The organism is Verrucomicrobiia bacterium (genome assembly GCA_035946615.1).
Taxonomy (GTDB): domain Bacteria; phylum Verrucomicrobiota; class Verrucomicrobiia; order Limisphaerales; family UBA8199; genus DASYZB01.
Window position 1 is genome coordinate 1 of record DASYZB010000017.1, and the last position, 18,996, is coordinate 18,996.

At 58.8% G+C, this 18,996-nt stretch carries 16 protein-coding genes; 10 read left to right on the plus strand and 6 right to left on the minus strand.

Annotation, left to right across the window (positions count from 1 at the left end; translation table 11 throughout):
* The first annotated feature begins 208 nt into the window (after positions 1–208).
* A complete protein-coding gene (locus tag VG146_02810) occupies positions 209–1,465 on the plus strand; it encodes an Ig-like domain-containing protein (protein HEV2391272.1) in 1,257 nt (418 codons plus the stop codon).
* A 12-nt stretch (positions 1,466–1,477) separates the two neighbouring features.
* A complete protein-coding gene (locus VG146_02815) occupies positions 1,478–2,119 on the plus strand; it encodes a hypothetical protein (protein ID HEV2391273.1) in 642 nt (213 codons plus the stop codon).
* A 196-nt stretch (positions 2,120–2,315) separates the two neighbouring features.
* Here VG146_02815 and VG146_02820 read toward each other — a convergent pair whose 3' ends face one another.
* The 5 genes from VG146_02820 to VG146_02840 form a co-directional block, all read right to left on the minus strand.
* Positions 2,316–3,026, minus strand: coding sequence for an acyloxyacyl hydrolase (locus VG146_02820; protein ID HEV2391274.1), 711 nt, complete (start codon positions 3,024–3,026; stop codon positions 2,316–2,318).
* 1,216 nt (positions 3,027–4,242) lie between these two features.
* Positions 4,243–5,391: an aminotransferase class I/II-fold pyridoxal phosphate-dependent enzyme gene (locus VG146_02825; GenBank protein HEV2391275.1), complete on the minus strand. Its 1,149-nt coding sequence runs from the start codon at positions 5,389–5,391 to the stop codon at positions 4,243–4,245.
* Positions 5,392–5,402: 11 nt separating this feature from the next.
* A complete protein-coding gene (locus VG146_02830) occupies positions 5,403–6,779 on the minus strand; it encodes a HAMP domain-containing sensor histidine kinase (GenBank protein ID HEV2391276.1) in 1,377 nt (458 codons plus the stop codon).
* Positions 6,760–7,428, minus strand: coding sequence for a response regulator transcription factor (locus VG146_02835; GenBank protein ID HEV2391277.1), 669 nt, complete (start codon positions 7,426–7,428; stop codon positions 6,760–6,762). The genes VG146_02830 and VG146_02835 overlap by 20 nt, the downstream gene beginning before the upstream one ends.
* A gap of 242 nt (positions 7,429–7,670) precedes the next feature.
* A complete protein-coding gene (locus VG146_02840) occupies positions 7,671–9,170 on the minus strand; it encodes a DegQ family serine endoprotease (GenBank protein HEV2391278.1) in 1,500 nt (499 codons plus the stop codon).
* A gap of 103 nt (positions 9,171–9,273) precedes the next feature.
* Here VG146_02840 and VG146_02845 point away from each other — a divergent pair, with 103 nt between their 5' ends.
* The 3 genes from VG146_02845 (at position 9,274) to VG146_02855 (ending at position 10,250) form a co-directional block, all read left to right on the plus strand.
* Positions 9,274–9,489 (plus strand): hypothetical protein, encoded by a 216-nt coding sequence (locus VG146_02845; GenBank protein HEV2391279.1) that lies wholly within the window; start codon positions 9,274–9,276, stop codon positions 9,487–9,489.
* A 123-nt stretch (positions 9,490–9,612) separates the two neighbouring features.
* Positions 9,613–9,870 carry a hypothetical protein gene (locus VG146_02850; GenBank protein ID HEV2391280.1) on the plus strand — a complete coding sequence of 86 codons (258 nt, stop codon included), beginning with the start codon at positions 9,613–9,615 and terminating at the stop codon, positions 9,868–9,870.
* Complete coding sequence (locus tag VG146_02855) at positions 9,867–10,250, plus strand: type II toxin-antitoxin system VapC family toxin (GenBank protein ID HEV2391281.1); 384 nt, start codon at positions 9,867–9,869, stop codon at positions 10,248–10,250. The genes VG146_02850 and VG146_02855 overlap by 4 nt, the downstream gene beginning before the upstream one ends.
* Before the next feature lie 62 nt (positions 10,251–10,312).
* On the opposite strand, the gene VG146_02860 is transcribed toward VG146_02855, so the two are convergent.
* Positions 10,313–12,220: a hypothetical protein gene (locus VG146_02860; protein HEV2391282.1), complete on the minus strand. Its 1,908-nt coding sequence runs from the start codon at positions 12,218–12,220 to the stop codon at positions 10,313–10,315.
* A 303-nt stretch (positions 12,221–12,523) separates the two neighbouring features.
* On the opposite strand from VG146_02860, the gene VG146_02865 reads away from it, so the two are divergent.
* The 5 genes from VG146_02865 (at position 12,524) to VG146_02885 (ending at position 18,982) form a co-directional block, all read left to right on the plus strand.
* Entirely contained in the window at positions 12,524–13,939 is a 1,416-nt protein-coding gene (locus VG146_02865; protein HEV2391283.1) for a beta-N-acetylglucosaminidase domain-containing protein, read from the plus strand.
* Positions 13,936–14,589, plus strand: coding sequence for a GNAT family N-acetyltransferase (locus VG146_02870; GenBank protein ID HEV2391284.1), 654 nt, complete (start codon positions 13,936–13,938; stop codon positions 14,587–14,589). The genes VG146_02865 and VG146_02870 overlap by 4 nt, the downstream gene beginning before the upstream one ends.
* Before the next feature lie 56 nt (positions 14,590–14,645).
* Positions 14,646–15,905, plus strand: coding sequence for a DegT/DnrJ/EryC1/StrS family aminotransferase (locus VG146_02875; protein HEV2391285.1), 1,260 nt, complete (start codon positions 14,646–14,648; stop codon positions 15,903–15,905).
* Positions 15,902–17,149 carry a PTS transporter subunit EIIC gene (locus tag VG146_02880; GenBank protein HEV2391286.1) on the plus strand — a complete coding sequence of 416 codons (1,248 nt, stop codon included), beginning with the start codon at positions 15,902–15,904 and terminating at the stop codon, positions 17,147–17,149. The genes VG146_02875 and VG146_02880 overlap by 4 nt, the downstream gene beginning before the upstream one ends.
* A 216-nt stretch (positions 17,150–17,365) precedes the next feature.
* A complete protein-coding gene (locus VG146_02885; protein ID HEV2391287.1) occupies positions 17,366–18,982 on the plus strand; it encodes a hypothetical protein in 1,617 nt (538 codons plus the stop codon).
* Positions 18,983–18,996 lie beyond the last annotated feature (14 nt).

An 18,996-nucleotide genomic window follows, 5' to 3' on the forward strand; every position in this document is an offset into this window, starting at 1 on the left:
TTTCGAAGGGGGACTTATGTTGAGTGGGTATGCGCGCAGACATGCGTGTGATACAGACATACTATCTATATCATGTCAACAGAAAAAATGCGCCTAGAAGCAGTTTTTTCGTCTTTTCAGAAAATTACGTGCGGATCAGGGGCTTCGCAGGGGCCTTGACAGTTTGGTTAACCAAGACCACAATTCCGGCCGCGAAAGGTAGTTTCTTATGCAACGACCTGGCTTTGGCGCGCGGTTCCTCGTGTTGTGGGTACTTTGCCTGGCGCCTTTGGCGGCGCGCGCCTACGTGCTGGTCCATGTGACCATGTTTTCGCTGCAGCCAGACCCGGTCACCATCGTCACGGGGGGTTCGGTGTTCTGGACGGACAGCGATGGTGGCGGGCCCTATGGCATCTACGGCACGGATGGCTGGAGCACGCAAACAGACAGCTCCGGCATTCAGTTCCTCCAGCCCGGCACCTACGATTATTACGACGACAACGGGAATTACGGAACCATCTACGTGGTCAACAGCCTTCCTAACGTCCCGCCTTCGGTCCTTATTACTGCTCCAGCCGATAAAGCGGTTTTCTCGCCTCCGGCCAGTTTCGCCTTCACGGCGATGGCTATCGATACGGATTCGGATGGGATTCAGGACGTCGAGTTCTACGTCGGAGACAACCTTGTGGATGACGTTTACAGTTCCCCTTACGGAACTTCGGTGACGAATTTGCCGGCCGGGACCTACACGCTCAGCGCGGTGGCGTATGACAACGGGGGCGCCGCGGCGAGCAATTCCATCACGATCACCGTCGGCGCGGTAGCCGCCACCAATTCGATCCTGCCGGTGGCGTGCGCTAATATTTATTCCTCGGGCACTGTTGATTCCGGCGGGTACTTGAGCACGGGGGGCAACATCCGCGGCGGGCTGGAATTCGCGGCGCTGGACCCGGTCTATTCCTCGGTGCTGCTGGCGCTCAATCCATACGGGCTGCCGATGGGGGATCTCAACGTCGATATCTACGGATTTGATGGCGGCACGGGGACGCTTTACGGGTCCAACTGGTATTCAGGGACATTAATAGGCGCCGTGGTATTCCCCCCGAATGTGAACTACGGGCAAGTCGAAACGCTCGACGTGACCCGGTTCGTGCTCTCGGCCCATGGCCCGTATTTCGGCTTTATTATCCAGGCGCCCGGTGGAGATGTTTTCAGCTCGTTGAACGACAATTACGGGACTCCCCCGGAGCTGATTGTCACTCTTTCGACCTTGCCGCCCACGCTGTCGGCCACCCAAGCGGGCGGCCAATTGGTGATCTCCTGGAGCACCAACCAGGCAGCGGGCCTGACGCTACAGTCCACAATGTCCCTGTCGAGCGGGAACTGGACGCCGGTGACGAGCGCGCTGGCGCAGGTCGGCAGCCGTTGGGTCGTGACAAACTCCATTAGCGGCCCGGCACTGTTCTTCCGCCTGAGCAATCATTAATATCTGCCGCCATTGCTCCGGCTGCTACGCAAAGGCCGTTTCGGGCAGACCAGCATGCGCGAGAAGGACGCGGCGCTGGTAAAACAGACCGACAGGATTGTTAAGTTGGAGGCAGAAAACGAGCGATTATCAAACCTGATCGTCAGTGCCCAAAGCGGTGCTCGACAGCCGAGCGAGCCGCCCCGGGAACTGCTGCGACTGCGCGGCGAGGTCGGCGTGCTGAGGCAGCAGACCAATGAGTTGGGCGGACTGCGCAGGGAGAATGTCCGGCTCTCGCGAGCCATAGCCGATTCTGAAACGAATGAGTTGCCTGCCGAGGACCAGGCCATTGTCCGGCAGACTCACGCAGTGGACGCCATGACCACGTTGCTCCAGGCGATAAAGAACTACGCGGCGGCTCACAATGGACAACTTTCCGGCAATCTCGATCAACTCGCTGCGTCCGGCGACCCTGGAGCCACGAACCTTGCTGGCAATCTCCGGCTCGACGATTTCGGGTTCGGCCAAGGCGTTGGGACGGACCCGGGAGGTCACCCGGCCATGCTCAAGCTCCGGGCGCCAATTGCGAAGCCTGGCGGAGGAGCCGTGATGATCGTGGGCGGAATAGACAATGCCGGCGTGCCACACACCTCCTCCTGGAACGTCAGCCCCTGAATGAGCCCCTCGAACCCTTGACCAAGATTTTTCGGCGCGCGTGTGGGGAGGGTTCGTGGGTAGCGTCTGGCAGATGGCAAAGGGCAAGGGCGGGCTGGGCAAGACACCGCCCTAAAGCGCCAGAGGGCTGGCGCAGTCCACGACGCTAGCGCGCGGAATGGGCGGAGCGGGCGGGTGGGTGAACGCCGAGGATTGGTCAAAAGAAGAAAGTTATGCCGAGCATCTCAGTAACGCCGTTAAGACCGAGGTTGGGCTTGCTGATGCCGGCGCAAGACCAATGGACATAGCGCGTTTCCAGGGTGAGGGCTGCGTTGTCTTTGAAGAACCATTGGATGCCTGTGCCCGCCTGGAGATTGAATTCGAAGGTTCCGCTCAAATCGGGAGGCCCGATGCTCGTGGCCGTCACACCGGCACCGGCATCGACAAATGGAATCCAACGGGTTCCGGAGGCGAAATTGTAGCGTAAATGGGGAGTCAAACCCACGAGCCAATCGCTGCTGGGTGAGAATTGCGCCCCTGTGAACAATTCCAGTCGGAATTCGAGATTACCGCGATACCAATGGTCTTGACCCCAGGTGGGGCCGAGCATGTGGCCGTAGGAGAGGCCAACGAGGGCCAGATCGTGAGCCTCGCGGCTGCCGAAGCTCGCAATGCCAAAGGCGCCTCCGACACTCAGACCGATCGACTGGGTGCCGGGTCGAAACCCCTCCCCTACGCCATGCGCCCAAATGCTTTCAGAAGGAGGTTCCAGGCTTAGCACAAGGTCTGAGAGGGCATTTGTGAATGGTTGTATCGTTTGAGCCTGGGCCTGCCACAATGGTATAGCGCATAGCGCAATAAAGCAGGCGAGCCGGATAGCGGCTCCTGGCGTTGACAGGATCGGCCGGTCGGGAAAATGGCCTTTCATAACTCAATCGTTGATTCCCCGCGCGCACGGTGAATCTCTCCAACCTGCGCGCGAACGCTGGCTTGCCGGTTAATTCGGTTTGTTAGAAAGCCATTGTACCGGCTATGCCGGAGCTGAGATCGAGTGGTTTCGCTGGAGGGACATTTGACGCTGCATCCAATCAGCAACACCTCTAACTTTCTCCGTCGCGAGGGCCGGAAAGAGGAGGTGTGGATATCCAGTTTGCCAAGCCATTGCCTCGGCTTCGTTCAACGCGAGTCGCAGCATTCGGTCCGGGGCGTCGAGTAATTCGCGCGACTCGGCGAGAATGGCCTCCTTTGCATTGCGGATTTGAGCGACGAGCTTTTGGCACGAAGTGAGGCAGAGAGTTCCTAACCTGGAGCCGATGCCTTTGTTGCTTTCATTGGACTTCATAAAAGATTGTCTTCCTTTCAGGAGCGACAAAAGCCGTAAACGTGCCAAATACCTCGTTAACTCGATGGGATTCCTGCAAGCATCTTGTAGTCAAAGGGATTGGGATGCTTGTGGAAGCATGGTTGCTATATGGCTTGAACAACGGTTTTTCGTGGATAACTAAAACGCGATGTCCGGACAACGTTGTAGCGTTGTGGAGGCCGAAGGATGGGAGAGGGGTCTTGGACTTTGGGCAGTGCTCTGGCCAATCGCCATGCCACTAGAGGTGGGAGTCGAGACTCTCACGCAAGATACCGCGCTAAAGCGCCAGGGCTGGCGCAGTCCACGACGCTAGCGCGCGGAATGGGCGGAGCGGGTGGGTGAACACGGCAGGGTCTTGGAAAATGGAAGGGGGGCAAATGGGACGGATAGTTTTTCCCAGTGCGCGTGGGGATGGTCTGGACGAACACGGACGAAGAAGGACGAAGACGGCCAAACAAGGGTTTTTCGGGGCGCGTGTGGGGAGGGTTCGTGGGCAGCGTCTGGCAGATGGCAAGGAGCAAGGGTGGGCTGGGCAAGACACCGCCCTAAAGCGCCAGAGGGCTGGCGCAGTCCATGACGCTAGCGCACGGAATGGGCGGTCCGGGTGGGTGAAAGTGACAGCGTCTTGGACACTGCCAACGCCACCAAAAAATTGCAGCAAACAGCATAATGCCCAGCGTCTGTTGCTAATTCTTCGCCGCCGCCTCGAGAATCACCGTTTACTCTTGTTCCTGTCGTGTTGGCGCCTCCATCTTTCAAGGGCTCTCCCGCTCCAGCCCACTCACCCGTCGAACGCGTGGTTGAAATCGTCCACGAGGTCTTCGATGTCTTCAATGCCGACGGAGACCCGTATGAGGCCGTCGCTGATGCCGGCATGGCGGCGTTCCTCGGGGGACATCGTGCGATGCGAGGTTCGGCTGGGAACGCAAACCAGCGTCTCGACACCGCCCAGGCTCAGAGCGGGCTTGGCCAGTTCAAGCCGGGCCAGGACTGTGTCAACGCGGCTGACATCGCGCAGTTCGAACGAGACCATGCCGCCGAAGCCGCGCATCTGGCGCGCGGCAATCGAGTGGTCGGGGTGCTCCGGTAATCCGGGGTACAGCACACGCGCAACGGCTGGGTGCTTTTGCAGAAACCAGGCGAGGCGCCCGGCGTTCTCGTTGTGACAAGCGATGCGCAAAGCGAGGGTCTTGAGTCCGCGCTCTAACTGGTAGCAGGCATGGGCATCGAGCATGCCGCCGTGGTTGACGGCGTATTCGGTTAAGTTGCGGATGACGTCGCGGTTGGAGATGACGATGCCGGCGTTGATGTCGCTGTGGCCGTTCAGATATTTAGTCGCGCTGTGGATAACGACGTCGATGCCCAACTCGATAGGTTTCTGGTTGATGGGGGTGGCGAAGGTGTTGTCGATAGCGCTCAGGATGGAGCGCTCACGGGCCATCTTGGCGATGGCCGCGATATCGACGCAGCGCAGGAGCGGGTTGGAAGGCGATTCAATATAGACCAGGCGCGTGTTAGGGCGAAGTGCCGAGGCGAACTCGGGCAACTCGCGGACCAAATCGATTTGGATGCCGAAAGCGCGCAACTCGGTGGCAGCCAGGTGGTAGGTCCCGCCGTAAAGGTCCGCCTGAAAAACGGCGTGATCGCCCGGCTTGAGCGTGGCAAAAAAAAGGGTTGAGACAGCCGCCATGCCCGAGCCGAACACCAGCCCGTCCTGGCCGTTTTCGAGAGCGGCGAGTTTTTTGGCGATGACCTTCTGGTTGGGCACGTTGAAGTAGCGGGGATAGACGTTTTCATTCGCCGGGTTGGGATAGGCAAAGGCGGTGGAAGTGAAAACCGGGGTATTGACGCCGCCGGTTGATTCATCGTGATAGGCGCCCGCATGGACGCAGAGACTCGCGGGACGCAAGTTGCGGTCGGGGTGTTTCATTTGCGCGCAACTTACACTTTTACAGGCAAGCGCACAGTGAATTCCGAGCCGTGGTCGAGTTGGCTGCTGACGCTCACCTTGCCGCCATGGGCCTGGACAACGGCCTTCACGAGGCTCAAGCCCAAACCGAGTCCGCGCTGGGAGCGGCTTTTATCGCCCCGAAAGAGTCGCGCCCAGATTTTGTCCTGCTCGTCCGGAGGGATGCCGATGCCTGTATCGCGGAAGACCGCCACGGCCTCATTGGGCTCGCAATGAACGGCGAGCTGCACGCCGCCGTTTTCGGGGGTGTATTTGATGGCGTTATCCAGGAGATTGGCAAAGACCTGTCGCATCCGGGTGGGATCGACCAGGGCCTGGCAAGGGGCGGGCAGATCGCAGGTGACATGGATTTTCTTCTCTTCCGCGACGTACTCGTACAGCTCGATTACCTCGCGGGCGATTTGGCACAGGTCCACTGGGCGCCGTTCGAGTTTCATCATGCCAGCCTCGGCTTCGGTAATGTCCATCAAGGTATTGAGCATGTTGAGAACGCGCTCGGATTCCTCGACGCAATCGGCGAGGGCCTCGTGCGCGGCGGCGGGGTCGGCGCCGGGCTGGAGGGCCAATTCAGCCGTGCCGCGCAAGCGGGCCAGGGGGGTCCTGAGGTCGTGGGCGACGTTGTCGAGGGATTCGCGCATGGCGCGGATGAGGGTCTCATTCTGTTCGAGCAGGGTGTTGAACAGGCGGACCAGGTCATCCAATTCGTCATCGGATTTGCGCACCGGGACGCGGGCATCGAGCTGGCCGGTGCGGATAATCGAGCGCGCGGTGGCCACGATTTGCTGGATCGGTTCCATGGCCTGATGGGCCAGGAACACACCCGCAGCAAAGCCCAGGGCGAGCGAGACGCTGCCGATAAGGATGAAGGTGCGCCGGAGAGGGTTTAAGATGGCTTCGCGGCTGTTGGTGGTCCAGCCGATGACCAGGAGCGAGCCGTCCGAGAGGCGGGCGCGGCCACCGATGAGATCGCGCTCGGCGTTGAGGGGGACGCGGATGAAGGGCAGGCGCAAGTAGCCTTGAAAGCCCGGGATGTCCCGATAGGTGACCCAATCCGGCGGCGCATTGAGCAGGAGGTTGCCCCATTGGACAAACATGGTGTTTTTGACTGCGGTCGGCTGGGCCTGTATCCAGTTGCGCAAGCCGTCGAGGCTGCCGGCATCATAGACCGCGGCGGCTTCCTTGAGCCGGGCTTCGAGCACTTCGCGGTCTTTGCTGCCGATGGCGGCGGCCAGGAGGTAATAAGCGATCATGAACACCCCGGCGGTGCTCACGATGAAGATGAGCGCATACCAGAGGCTCAGGCGGACCCCGATGTTCCGCCGGGCAACATCAAGCAGGCCGGAGAACATAGCCGACCCCGCGAATTGTATGAATCATGGCTTTATCTGTATCGACCTTGCTGCGAAGCCGGTGGACCAGGACATCCACGACATTGGTCTGTGGATCGAAACTGTAATCAAAGATGTGCTCGAGGATCATCGTCTTGGTCACTGGCCGGTTTGCATGGCGCATGAAGTACTCGAGCAAGGCGAACTCGCGGGGTTGCAATTCGATGCGCTCTGCAGCGCGCTGGACTTCGCGGCTGAGCAAATCCATGGTGAGGTCGCCCACAACGAGCCGGGTGGGCTCCGGTGTGTGAGTGGCGCGCCTGATGAGGGCCTGGATGCGGGCCAGCAGCTCGGAAAAGGCGAACGGCTTGGTTAAATAATCGTCCCCCCCAGCCTGGAGGCCGCGCACGCGGTCATCGACGGAGGCCTTGGCACTCAGGATGAGGACCGGGAGATGTTTGCCGCCGGCGCGGAGTTGCTGGATGAGGCTCAACCCATCGAGCCTGGGCAGCATGACATCTACGACAGCGGCGTCATAGGCGATGGTTTCGGCGCGGATGAGGGCCTCTTCGCCATCGCCGCAATGGTCCACAGCGAACCCGCTTTGTTTCAAACCATTGATAACAAAGGAGGCGATCTTCTTATCATCCTCGACCACCAGGATTCGCATGGCTTCCAAAGTAGCCGATGCGCCCTGCAAGGGACAATCGATAGTTGCAGGAGATGCCAGCCGTCCCTCCGGGACTAAGTGCCGCAACATCCCCTCCCCGACGCTGAAGCGTTGGGCTATTGTCGGATGTCCCTCCGGGACAGGCCGTTCATGTGCGTTCATCTGCGTTTTATTGGGGAACAAAAAGCCCTCCCGTCCCTGAGCGCCTGGGTCCGGGAGGGCTCTGCTTCGCTGAACGGAAATTAACCGGCCTTAGTCTCGTCCACTACGACGTAATGACTGGCGCCATTGCGCCAGACTCGCAGCAGTGTGGTTTTGCTGGTGGTATTTTCCGTCATTTTCACCGCCTCCTCGGCGTTCTGGACTGGTTTGCGGTTAATCTCCTGAATCACGTCGCCCGGTTTGAGGCCCGCCTCCGCAGAGGCCGAGCTGGGATCGACCTGGGTGACCACCACCCCTTTTAAATGGCCCGGTAAACTGAGCTGCTGCCGCGCGTCCTGATCAAGGTCGGCGACCGAGACGCCGTTGAGCGTGCCGCTGTCGTCGCTGGGGTTTTGGTCGTTCTTGGCGAGCGACTCGGTCCCGGGTATCTCCTTTACAACCACCTCCAGGGTTTTGGTTTGTCCATCACGGAGGATTTTGACCGGCACCGTTTCACCCGGATGCGCGCGGGCGACTTCGAGCTTGAGATGGCGGCTATCCGTCACTTTCCGCCCATTGAAATCGAGGATAACGTCGCCGTTTTTGAGTCCCGCCTCTTCGGCCGGGCTCTTTGGGGTGACATCGGCCACGAGCGCGCCTTTGTTGTCCTTGAGCTGGAATTCCTTTTCCAAGGCGGGATTCACGTCCTGGATGGCAACACCAAGATAGCCGCGAGTGACGTGGCCCTCGGTCACCAGGCTATCCATGACATCGCGCGCCAGATTGGAAGGGATGGCGAAACCAATCCCTTGATTGCCCCCGCTGCGGCTGAGGATGGCTGTATTAATCCCAATGAGCCGGCCTTGGGTGTCGATCAGGGCGCCGCCAGAATTCCCCGGATTGATAGCCGCATCGGTTTGGATGAAGTCCTCATAATCCAGTCCGAGGTCGCCGCCGCGCCCGGTGGCGCTGACAATTCCCGTGGTAACGGTCTGGCCGATGCCGAACGGATTGCCGACTGCCAGCACCACGTCGCCCACTTCCACCTTGTCGCTGTCAGCCATGGGCACGACCGGCAGGTCCTTGGCATCAATCTTAATGACCGCGACATCGGTCTTTGCATCCCGGCCGATGACTTTGGCCACGAACTCACGGCCATCGGACAGTTGGACTTTGACCTCATTGGCGCCATCGACCACGTGGTTATTGGTCAGGATATACCCATCCTGAGTGACCACCACGCCGGAGCCGATGCCTTCCTGGCGCGGCATCTCCGTCTGGCGGCGAGGCATTTGGAGCTGGCCTCCAAAAAAGCGGCGCAGCAGATCATTCATATCAGGGCCGGGCCCATCAAAAGCGGTATTGTGCACCTTGACCATGGTGAAAACTTTGACCACGCCCGGCGCGACCTTTTTAACAACCGGGGCGAAGCTGGCATGGCCGCCAAATTCGCGGGAGATGGGCCGTTCATCCAGGGCCGGCGCGTTGAATTCGGTTTTGGGTTTCTGGGTGAAGGCGACGGCTGAGCCGGCCAGGACTATGGCCGCGCCCAAGACAATAGCCGCTGATTGTCTGCTGAAGTGTTTAAACAGGCTGTTCATAGTTTCCGTTCGTTGCGTTGGTATTTTTCCGGTATCTGCGCTCAGTGTTCGCAATGAATAGACCACGGGCATGTGACAGGAAGCTTTCGGCAGGATTACAGATTTGAAAGGAAGCCGCTGGCTGATGGCCATTGGCAGCGCCTTACAATTATTAATTGAACTTGCTTTTTGGCACGCGAATTGTTTTGTACGCTACGCTCTGCAATCTCTGGTCGGGTCGTGGGTCGAAGACCCCGAGTTCGACGCGGCGGTTCAGGCCCAAGACAACGTGGACCCTGACCTGTCGTCAAAGGAAATGACAGTTTCGGGTTTGCTCTGAGCGTCTCGTCGTCTCGTTTATGGTATAGTTTAGTGGTTGCTGGCGCGGGAATAAATTGTGAAAATCATCATTCAGTATCCCCCAAAGATTGACTTGCCTGCGGTTTTTGAATAATCTGCCTGCATGAAGACCAGTGCGGTTCAATATACTTTGCGTGGGGTGCCCAAGGCCGTGGACCGGGCGTTGCGCCGCAAATCCCGGCAAGAAGGCAAGAGTCTAAACACTGTTGCAGTTGAAACCCTTGCTGAGGGGCTGCGAGTGGGCGGAGAAACCCTTCGCTATGATGATCTGCAATCTCTGGTCGGCTCCTGGGTCGAAGACCCCAAGTTCGACGCGGCGGTTCAGGCCCAAGACACCGTGGACCCTGACCTCTGGCGGTGAAGATCGCACTGGACACCAACCGCTACGTGGATTTTTGCCGCGGGGTACTTGAGGCCGTCGAGGCAGTCGCCCAAGCCGAGCGTGTTTTTATGCCCTTTGAGGTGCTGGCCGAATTGCGCGCCGGATTCCAGGTGGGCGTTCGATCAAAACAGAACGAGCGCGCCCTGGTGCGGTTCCTCGATTCGCCGCGCGTGCGCTTGCTTCTGCCCGACGAGCAGACGACCCACCATTACGCCGCTCTGTTTGCGCAACTCCGCACTCAGGCGACCCCGATTCCTACCAACGACATTTGGATCGCGGCACTGGTCATTCAGCACGGTCTGACCCTCGTGGACCGCGACAGGCACTTCGACCAATTAGCCCAACTTTCGCGGCTCTAATGCGGGCAAATTCGCCTTCGTGGATTGGGCCTTTTTGCCCTACCCCCAGCAAGCAAAGCCGTTCAGGGGACCGTGAACACATCCGAGAATGGGGAAGTTTGGCCCGTAGCAGAGGGACCCGTGGCGCGGTAGAACGAAGTCGGGTTATTAGTATCGGTGAAGCTCGCGGAACCGTTGGCGGCCACCGCGGTGTAAGCGTAGGCACCGTTCACCGTGGATGATTTCTGGATGCCGAAATTGGGCCCGGTTGAATTGGTAACCGTCAGGCTCGTCAGGCTGCCGGTCCTGGTAATGGTTGTGATTGCGGGTTTGGTATCTTTTGAATAAGTGACAGCAATGGTTAGCTTTGTGCCATGCGCGATTGCCAGGGCGGTTGTGTCGAACGTGAAGGAGCCGACCGCCGGGTCGGCCTCATAGAGGTCCACAACGAGTCTGGTGTATGGAGCGGCGGCGGGTTTGCCGCAGGCGCCGGTCAAGGAGGTCGTGGTGGTTCCTGCGCCGATGATGGGGATGATGTCGAGAGCGCCGTTAATGCCGGTAATATCGATGAAATTGGCATAGACGTCCTGGCCATCTGAACTGGTCTGGCCATCGCCAATAGGAGGCCTGCTGGCAAATGGGGTGGCGGTGTTGGTGAGGGAATTGCCGCGCATTGACACCCAATGCGAGTTGGTTGTGGAAGTGCTATCGATGTCGAACAACACGGAGTCGGCGACGGTATTAGCCTCCAAGGCATCGCTCACGCCGTTGAAATCGCTGCCGAAACGCGCCTCACAGGTGTCATCATGATCGAAATGGTGAACGAGCTTGGTGAGTTGTCCGGCGCCAAAGGAGTTGCCGTGGATGTCCACTCCGAAAGAGTTGCCGGCAATCACCGTTTTGCCTTGTGAGCCATAGAAATACACATCGATGCCGCTACTTGCGTAAGAGCCGAATAGATTGCCTTCGTCGGCATCATTGACGCCATCGCCATCCGTGCCGATGAGGATGCCGTCAGAACTGCCGAATTCGACGAACGCATCGCCCTGTTGCGTGCCGCCATTGAGGGTGGAGATGTCGGCGAGGTTCGAGCCATCGGGGAGGACGCCCCAGAAATTGCCGCAGATTCGGAAGGGGCCGCCCTGGGAGTCGAACCCGTAACCAGTAACGAAGACGTTGAATTCGGCACGGGGGTTTGTGGAGCCGGCTGCTACGCCAATAGTGCCGGGGCCCGGCATGTTTTCAATGTTCGGAAACCCGGGCGTGCCGTTTGTGCCGGTGCCGTAGGTGGCGATGCAGATAGCAGGCGTAGCAACGGTAACGCCATCGGGCATGTAGGCCACATGCCTGGTAACAGGGTCCACGCCAAACCAACAACCGCTGACGTGAAAGCCCTGGCACACCAGGCTGCTGACATCCGAGGCGTCGACAGCAAAGCAGATGGTCTTGCAAACTCCACCGGCAGCCTGACTGGTTGAAGTGGAAGGTGCAGCCAGAAACGCGATGCCTTTGACCCAGGCATTTGTGGCCCGGAAGAAGCCCAGGATAGCCTGTTCGGAATCGCCAAAACCGAGGTTGGGATAATCAATACCCGCAAAATTGGTTACGGCGCTGTACATGGATAACGCGTTCCCGTTCTCGGAGCTGAGGCAGATTGTGATTTGTGCGTTGTTGGTCTCATGGAGCGAGGCGGTATTGGGTGAGGCCGCCGAGCCGGGCTGCTGCTGGCTGTAGCCGTCGATGGTGATGTTGTTCTTGGTGATGAGCGGGTACCCATCGGCAGGGGTGTCAATGGTATGGACGCCTGCGCCCGGGACGGCGAAGTTTATGGTGTCGCCATCGGCCAGGAGTTGGAGGGCGTACACGAGGTTCGTCTGACCTGGGCTGAAGTCAGCGTTGTTGACGGTGTTCACAACGATTGTTTTGGCATTGGCGATGCCAAAGGAAGTGATGAGGGTGATACCGATCCGGCACACGATTGATCGTTTCATAGATTTGTTGTCGCGGATGTTGAAGGGGTCAGGAATTAATTTACGCAAAGGCGGGTAGAAAGCAAATTAAATTGATCAATTAAAGTAATCGGTTAGTGACGGCGGGCGCTGCCGCCTAAAGGCGGCGTTCCGCGCGTCCGGAACGCCGGCTTCAGCCGGCAGCCCCGTAGTCACTGAGGCATTACCAATTAAATTGATCATCGCAAGCCGCAAACCCCCGAACCGGGGAAGCCATTGATTTGCCAATAGCCTTGTCAGAGTAGCGGCCGGCTAGGTAGGCTGTGGGGGTTACCTCAGACGAGCATGGCAACGCAACAGACACGCCCTTTGCTGGGGGGAGTCATCGAAGGCTTCTACGGGCAGCCCTGGACCCAGAACGAGCGTCATGAGCTGTTGGATTGGATGGCCGGTTGGGGTCTGAATACCTATCTCTACGCTCCGAAGGACGATTTGAAGCAGCGAGCGACGTGGAGGGAACTTTATTCCAAAGAAGAGGCGGAAGCGCTGGGTGTGCTGATCCAAACCTGCCAACAGCGCATGCTTCGCTTTGTCTATGCGCTGAGCCCCGGGCTGGACATCCAGTACAGTGAGGAAGCCGAATTGGCCCATCTCAAAAGGCGGTTTGAGCAGATGTTCTTATTAGGATGCGGGCACTTTGCTCTGCTCTTCGACGACATCCCTGAGCGAATGAACGGCGGGGACATCGAGCGGCACGGTTCGCTTGCGTCAGCGCAGTGCCACGTGGCAAACGCCCTGTTCAATTGGGCGCGCGAGCGGTCACCTCACGCCGGCCTGTTATTCTGTCCCACTGCCTATTGTGGCCGTATGGCCAAACAGAACCTCGGCGGCCTTGCCTACCTCCCAACCGTTGGCCGCGAGTTATTGCCTGAAATTGACGTATTCTGGACCGGGCCAGAAATCATCTCGCGCGAGATCACGATCGCTCACATTCGTGAAGTGCAAGCGCTGTTGCGCCGCAAACCAGTCATTTGGGACAATCTGCACGCCAATGATTATGATGGCCGCCGGTTTTTCTGTGGTCCTTACGCCGGGCGACGGGTTGAATTGCTTAAAGAGGTCAGCGGTGTGCTCAGCAATCCAAACAATGAGTTTGCTTTGAACTATGTGCCGCTTCGCACGCTGGCGGGGTTCATGCGCGGCGAAGAATCATGGAGGCCCCGGCAGGCCTATCGGGAGGCAATGCGAGAGTGGCTGCCCCGTTTTGCGAGCTTCGGTGAGCCTATGAGCCTTGAGGACCTCGTCCTTTTTGGCGACTGCTACTACCTGCCACATGAGGAGGGGCCGGAGGCCGAGGCGCTTTATCTGGGCGCGAGAGCTTTGCTCAGCGGCAATTGTGAAAATAGCGCCGGCCAAAGCGCGACTTTTCGCCAACGGGCCACTCGGCTGCGGGAGTTCTGCGCCAGGCTGGCCAACATTCGTCATCGCCCGCTATTCTATGCGCTGAGCCGCCGCGCCTGGGAGCTGCGCGAGGAGTTGGATTTACTCGAACATTACATTGAATTCAAATCAATGACGACGCATGGGGAAGCCTCTTTCCGGTCCGACTTTCATTTGCCGGGGACGTATCGCGGCGGGCTAGTGGCCCGCCTGCAAGGATTGCTGGCCCAGCACCCCGACGGAGCGTTCGCACCGTCAGTTTTCGGTGGAACCACGCATACCAGCAGCAAAATGGCGCCCTCGGCGTCTTCGTTACTATGAACGATTGCACCATTCGGTCCGCTCGGCCTGGCGATGAGCCGGGCGCTTACTATGTTTGCCTCAAGACAGGAGATTATGGCAAAGACGGCGAGCCCTTTTACCGCGAAGACCCCGATGCGTTGGGCCGCATCTTTGTCGGTCCTTACCTGGCCTACGAGCCGGAGTTGAGTCTTATCCTCGAAGACGGCCAAGGGATTTGCGGCTACGCCCTCGGCGCTTTGGATTCGCGCGCATTTTACGAGCGTTACGAGGCGGAATGGCGGCCAGACTTGTGTGCCCGGTTTCCCGTCCCGCAAGGCGATGCGAGCCAGTGGACGCGAGTGCAACAGGTCTATGATTGCTACCATCATCCCGACTATTTCTGCCCCGAACCTTATGCGGCATGGCCCTCGCATCTGCACATTGACTTGTTAGCGCGCGCGCAGGGGCGCGGCTATGGCCGGCGCATGATGGGCCGGGTGATGGACCGACTGCGCAGCCGAGGTTCTCCGGGCGCGCATCTTGGGGTGAGCATGGCCAACATCTCGGCATTCGGTTTCTATCAGCGTTTGGGTTTTCGCGAGCTGTGCCGCGTCAGCTCCGGGGCGGACGGGTGCATCTATATGGGTAAGAGCTTGCCCGCTGGAAATGGCACGAGCGGCGCGGGTTGACGCACAAAAACTGCCACGGACAATCGAATTTTCATCCGAAATCAGAAGACCGAATCATGCCCCGAAAACTCGCACTGCTAGGAGGAAGACCCATTCGCACCCGGTCGTTCACGCCCTGGCCACAGTTTGGCAAACATGAAGAAAAGCGACTGCTGCGCGTATTGCGCAGTGGCAAATGGGGCCGCCTGGACGGACGGGAGGTGACCGAGTTCGAGAGCCGCTTCGCGGCCGCCCATGGTTGCAAGCACGGCATTGGGGTTGCAAACGGAACCGTGTCCTTGCGCGTTGGCCTGCTGGCGGCCGGGCTACGCGCCGAAGACGAGGTCATTATCCCACCGTACACATTCTTTTCGACGGCGTCAGCGGTCATCGAAGCGAACATGGTCCCTGTTTTTGCGGATATTGATCTGGACACGTTCAACCTGGATCCCAGGTCCGTTGAGGCCGCCATCACGCCGCGTACTCGGGCCCTTATGCCTGTCCATTTTGCAGGGCAGGTGGCCGACATGGACGCTTTGATGGCGATCGCAAGAAAACGCCGATTGATAGTGATCGAGGACGCCGCGCATGCACACGGAGGCCGCTACAAAAACCTGCCAGCCGGCTCGCTTGGTCATCTTGCGTCGTTCTCGTTTCAATCGAGCAAGAATCTCACGGCTGGCGAAGGTGGCATCATCACGACGAATGATGACGAATTGGCAGCGACCTGCCGTTCCATTCATAATTGCGGGCGGGCGCCGGGGGGAGTCTGGTACGAGCACCATGTCATCTCGGGCAATTACCGCCTGGGGGAGTTCCAAGGCGCTGTTCTCAACTGCCAGCTCGACCGTTTGGAAGCACAAACCAAACGTCGCGAAGCCAACGGCAAATACCTGGCTGCCCGGCTGGCCCGGCTGCCTGGGGTGCATCCGCAAAAACGTTCGCCCTCCTGCACGCGCCACAGCTACCATCTGTTCATGCTGCGCCTAGAGGGGGAGGCCTTTGGTGCGCCACGTGACGCGCTCGTTCAGGCGCTGCAGGCCGAAGGCATCCCATGTTCGGGCGGCTACGGCTTTTCGTTGCACCGCCAGCCCTGCTTTCGCAATAAGGCCTTTGGCCCGTTCCTGCCAAAGGCCGCCGCCCGGCTGGATTATGCTCGGACCCATTGCCCGAACAGCGACTTGATTTGCCTTGAGCAGGGCGTGTGGCTCGAGCAAAGACTCCTCCTGGGGCCGCGCTCGGATATGGACGATATTGCCGGGGCTTTCGAAAAGATTTTTGAGAATCGTGAGGCTTTGAGCCAATGGTCAATGAAACGCCTGAAGAAAGCTTCATGAACCCGGCAGAAGGAATGCTCAACCGCCGCATTGTGCCGGCCCTGACGGCACTAAGCGAAAACACCTACTTATCCGCCATCCGCGCGGGGATGGTGTCGGTCGTGCCGCTGACCATTATCGGGGGCCTGTTCATCATCGTGTCGTATCTGCCGGTAGCCGGCTGGGACAAGCTTGTCGCCCCCTATCTCCAGCTCCTGCAAATCCCGGTTACTGCCACATTCGGATTGCTTTCGGTCTTTGTGTGTTTTGCCATCGGCTTCGACCTGGGCAAGCAGCTCAAGCAGGAGGCCATGGTGAGCGCCACAATCGCCACTTTGGTTTTCCTGATGCTGCAGCTCCAGTTGAAGGATTCGGCCCTTAACATGGAGAGCCTCGGCTCCAAGGGCCTGTTCACAGCGGTCATCATCGCTTTGGTCTCAGTCCGCGTTCAAAAGTTTTTTACCGACAAAAATATGGTGATCAGGCTGCCGGAGAACGTGCCGCCGATTGTCTATGAATCCTTTTTGTCGCTCAGCCCCTTGTTTTTTCTAGTGCTGGTTTTCTGGCTTATCCGGTTTGTGCTGGGAGTGGATATCGACCACGCGGTGCAAACGGCGTTTAAGCCGCTGGTGTTCGCCCTCAACACGCTGCCCGGGATTCTGGTGTATGCCTTTCTGGTCACGCTCCTGTGGTCGGTCGGGATTAATGGCGATAACGCGATGGACGCGGTTGTCGCCCCCATCTTTCTGCAGTACCTGGCTTTCAATGTGGAAGCGAAGACCCACGGCCAGCCTCTGCCTTTTATCACGGCCTACGGCTTCTTTACCGCGTTTGTTAATGTGGGTGGAACGGGTGCAACAATCGCCCTGGCACTCGTGATGTGGAACTCGAAGGAACCTGGCTACCGCAAAATCAGCCGCTTGTCGCTGCCGACTCAAATTTTCCAAATCAACGAGCCGATCTTCTTCGGTTTCCCTATCGTGCTGAATCCTCTCTTCATGATTCCATACATCCTCAACGCGATGATCCTGACCACGGGCAGCTACCTGCTGATGCATTGGAACGTGATCCACAAGCCCTTTGTCAACGTGCCCTGGACCACACCGCCTATCATCGGACACTACCTGGTTTCCGGCGGGGACTGGAAAGCAGCGGTCTGGGGAGCCCTCTCGATTGTGATTGCCATGCTGGTTTACCTGCCGTTTGCAAAGGCTGCCGAACGGCAGCGGTTGAAAGCTGAAGCAACAGGGGTGGCCCGCGAATAGCGCTGCGCAAATTCTGATACTTGAAGAACCCGTAACATGAGCTACACCGTTAGGTTGATGACGATTCTCCCTCGGCTCTTGCCAAGGGGCGAGGGCTGGGCTGGTGCCGGGGTGGGGTCGCTCCTTCCGTGGAGACCGTCTGGCTCCCTCTCCTCCCCGAGGGGAGAGGACTGGGGAAAGGAGGCCTCTTCGTCCCTCCACGCGCTCTATACCACAGTGCCCTCGGTAATTTGCTGGCCCACCTCGGGCACGGCCCTGCTTGGTCTTTTGATTTTAGCCAATTCACTCATGGGGGCGGAACCGGTTCGACTTAGCGCCTATCCGCAGAAGGTGCGCACATTCTACTCATTGGAAGCGCCCGCCGTGCCGGCCGCGCTCCGGTCGAACGCGGTGGCTTTGCCCGTGGGCAACATCACAGGCGCCGTGCGCGCGAGTGATGGCGCGATTTGGCTGGGCACGACCCAAGGTCTCACGCGGCTTGATTTTTCCGCCCCGGACCGCGACCGCCGTCAGTTTCTAGCCGGCAAACGCTATTTGCCCGACGACGATGTGCAACAACTGCTGGCCGATTCAAATTCTGGAGTCTGGGCGCGCACGCGCACTGGCGTTTCTCATATCGAACTCAAGCCCATGACCCTGAGCCAAAAGGCGCAGCTATTCGAAGCGCGTATCCGGGCGCGGCACGACCGTTACGGGCTGGTGGCAGATTCGGCGCTTTTGATTCCAGGCGACACATCGAGCAATCGCCTCATGGGCAATGATAACGACGGGCTCTGGACCGCGATGTACGCCGCTGCCGAGTGTTTTCGGTACCAGGTCACCAAGTCCCCAGAAGCGCTGGCCAACGCCCGCAAATCTGTTGAGGCAATTCTCTTTCTGGAAGAGGTGGCGGGTCGCCGCGGATTTCCAGCCCGGTCTTTCATTCGCAAAGGAGACCCGATGCCTCAGGGCGGGGAGTGGCATTGGACCGCCGACGGGCGGTTCTATTGGAAAGGGGACACCAGCTCAGACGAGATCGTCGGCCATTTCTTTATCTTCAGCATTGCTTATGATCTGCTGCCGGATGCGGCTCTAAAACAGCGCATCGCGATAACGGCCCGGCGCATTATGGACCACATCGTTACCCACGGTTACGCCCTGGTCAATTTGGATGGGCGGCCGACGACCTGGGGTTGGTGGTCTCCAAAAAAGCTGGTCCAACAACCTGACGAGCGCGCACTCAACAGCTTGCAGTTGCTCAGTTTCCTAAAAACCACCGCCCATATCACCGGGGAAAAGCGCTACGAGGAGGAATATCGCAAAGCTGCCTGGGAATGGAACTATGCCGATTGGATAACGCGCCTCAAGGAATTCCGCCAAGAATTGAACTACTCGGACGAAGAACTCGCCATGCTGCCGTTTTACTGTCTATTCAATTACGAGACGGACCCGGCGCTTCTCAAGGCCTATCGAAAGGCGGCGGATGCCTGGTGGGAAAATATCCAGCGCGAATCAAACCCGCTCTGGACCTTGATCTATCTGAAGGGCCAGCCCAAGGCCGCCATAGACCTCTCTGGAGCGGTGTGGACTCTCTATCGCACTCCACTTGATACGATCAAGTGGAGTGTCAAAAACTCGCAGCGTCAGGATATCGTTTGGGCCTCGGCGCCGGAGCGTTCCGGCCAGCGCGAAGCCCTTACCCTGCTGCCGCCCGATGAATTGCCCGTCATGCGCTGGAATTCCAACCCATTTGTGATCGATGGGGGCGAGGATGGCCGTAGCGAGGACGATGGGGCGGCCTTTCTGTTGCCTTACTGGCTGGGGCGCTACCAGCGATTGCTGCTGGGGGAATAAAGCAAAAAGCAAGG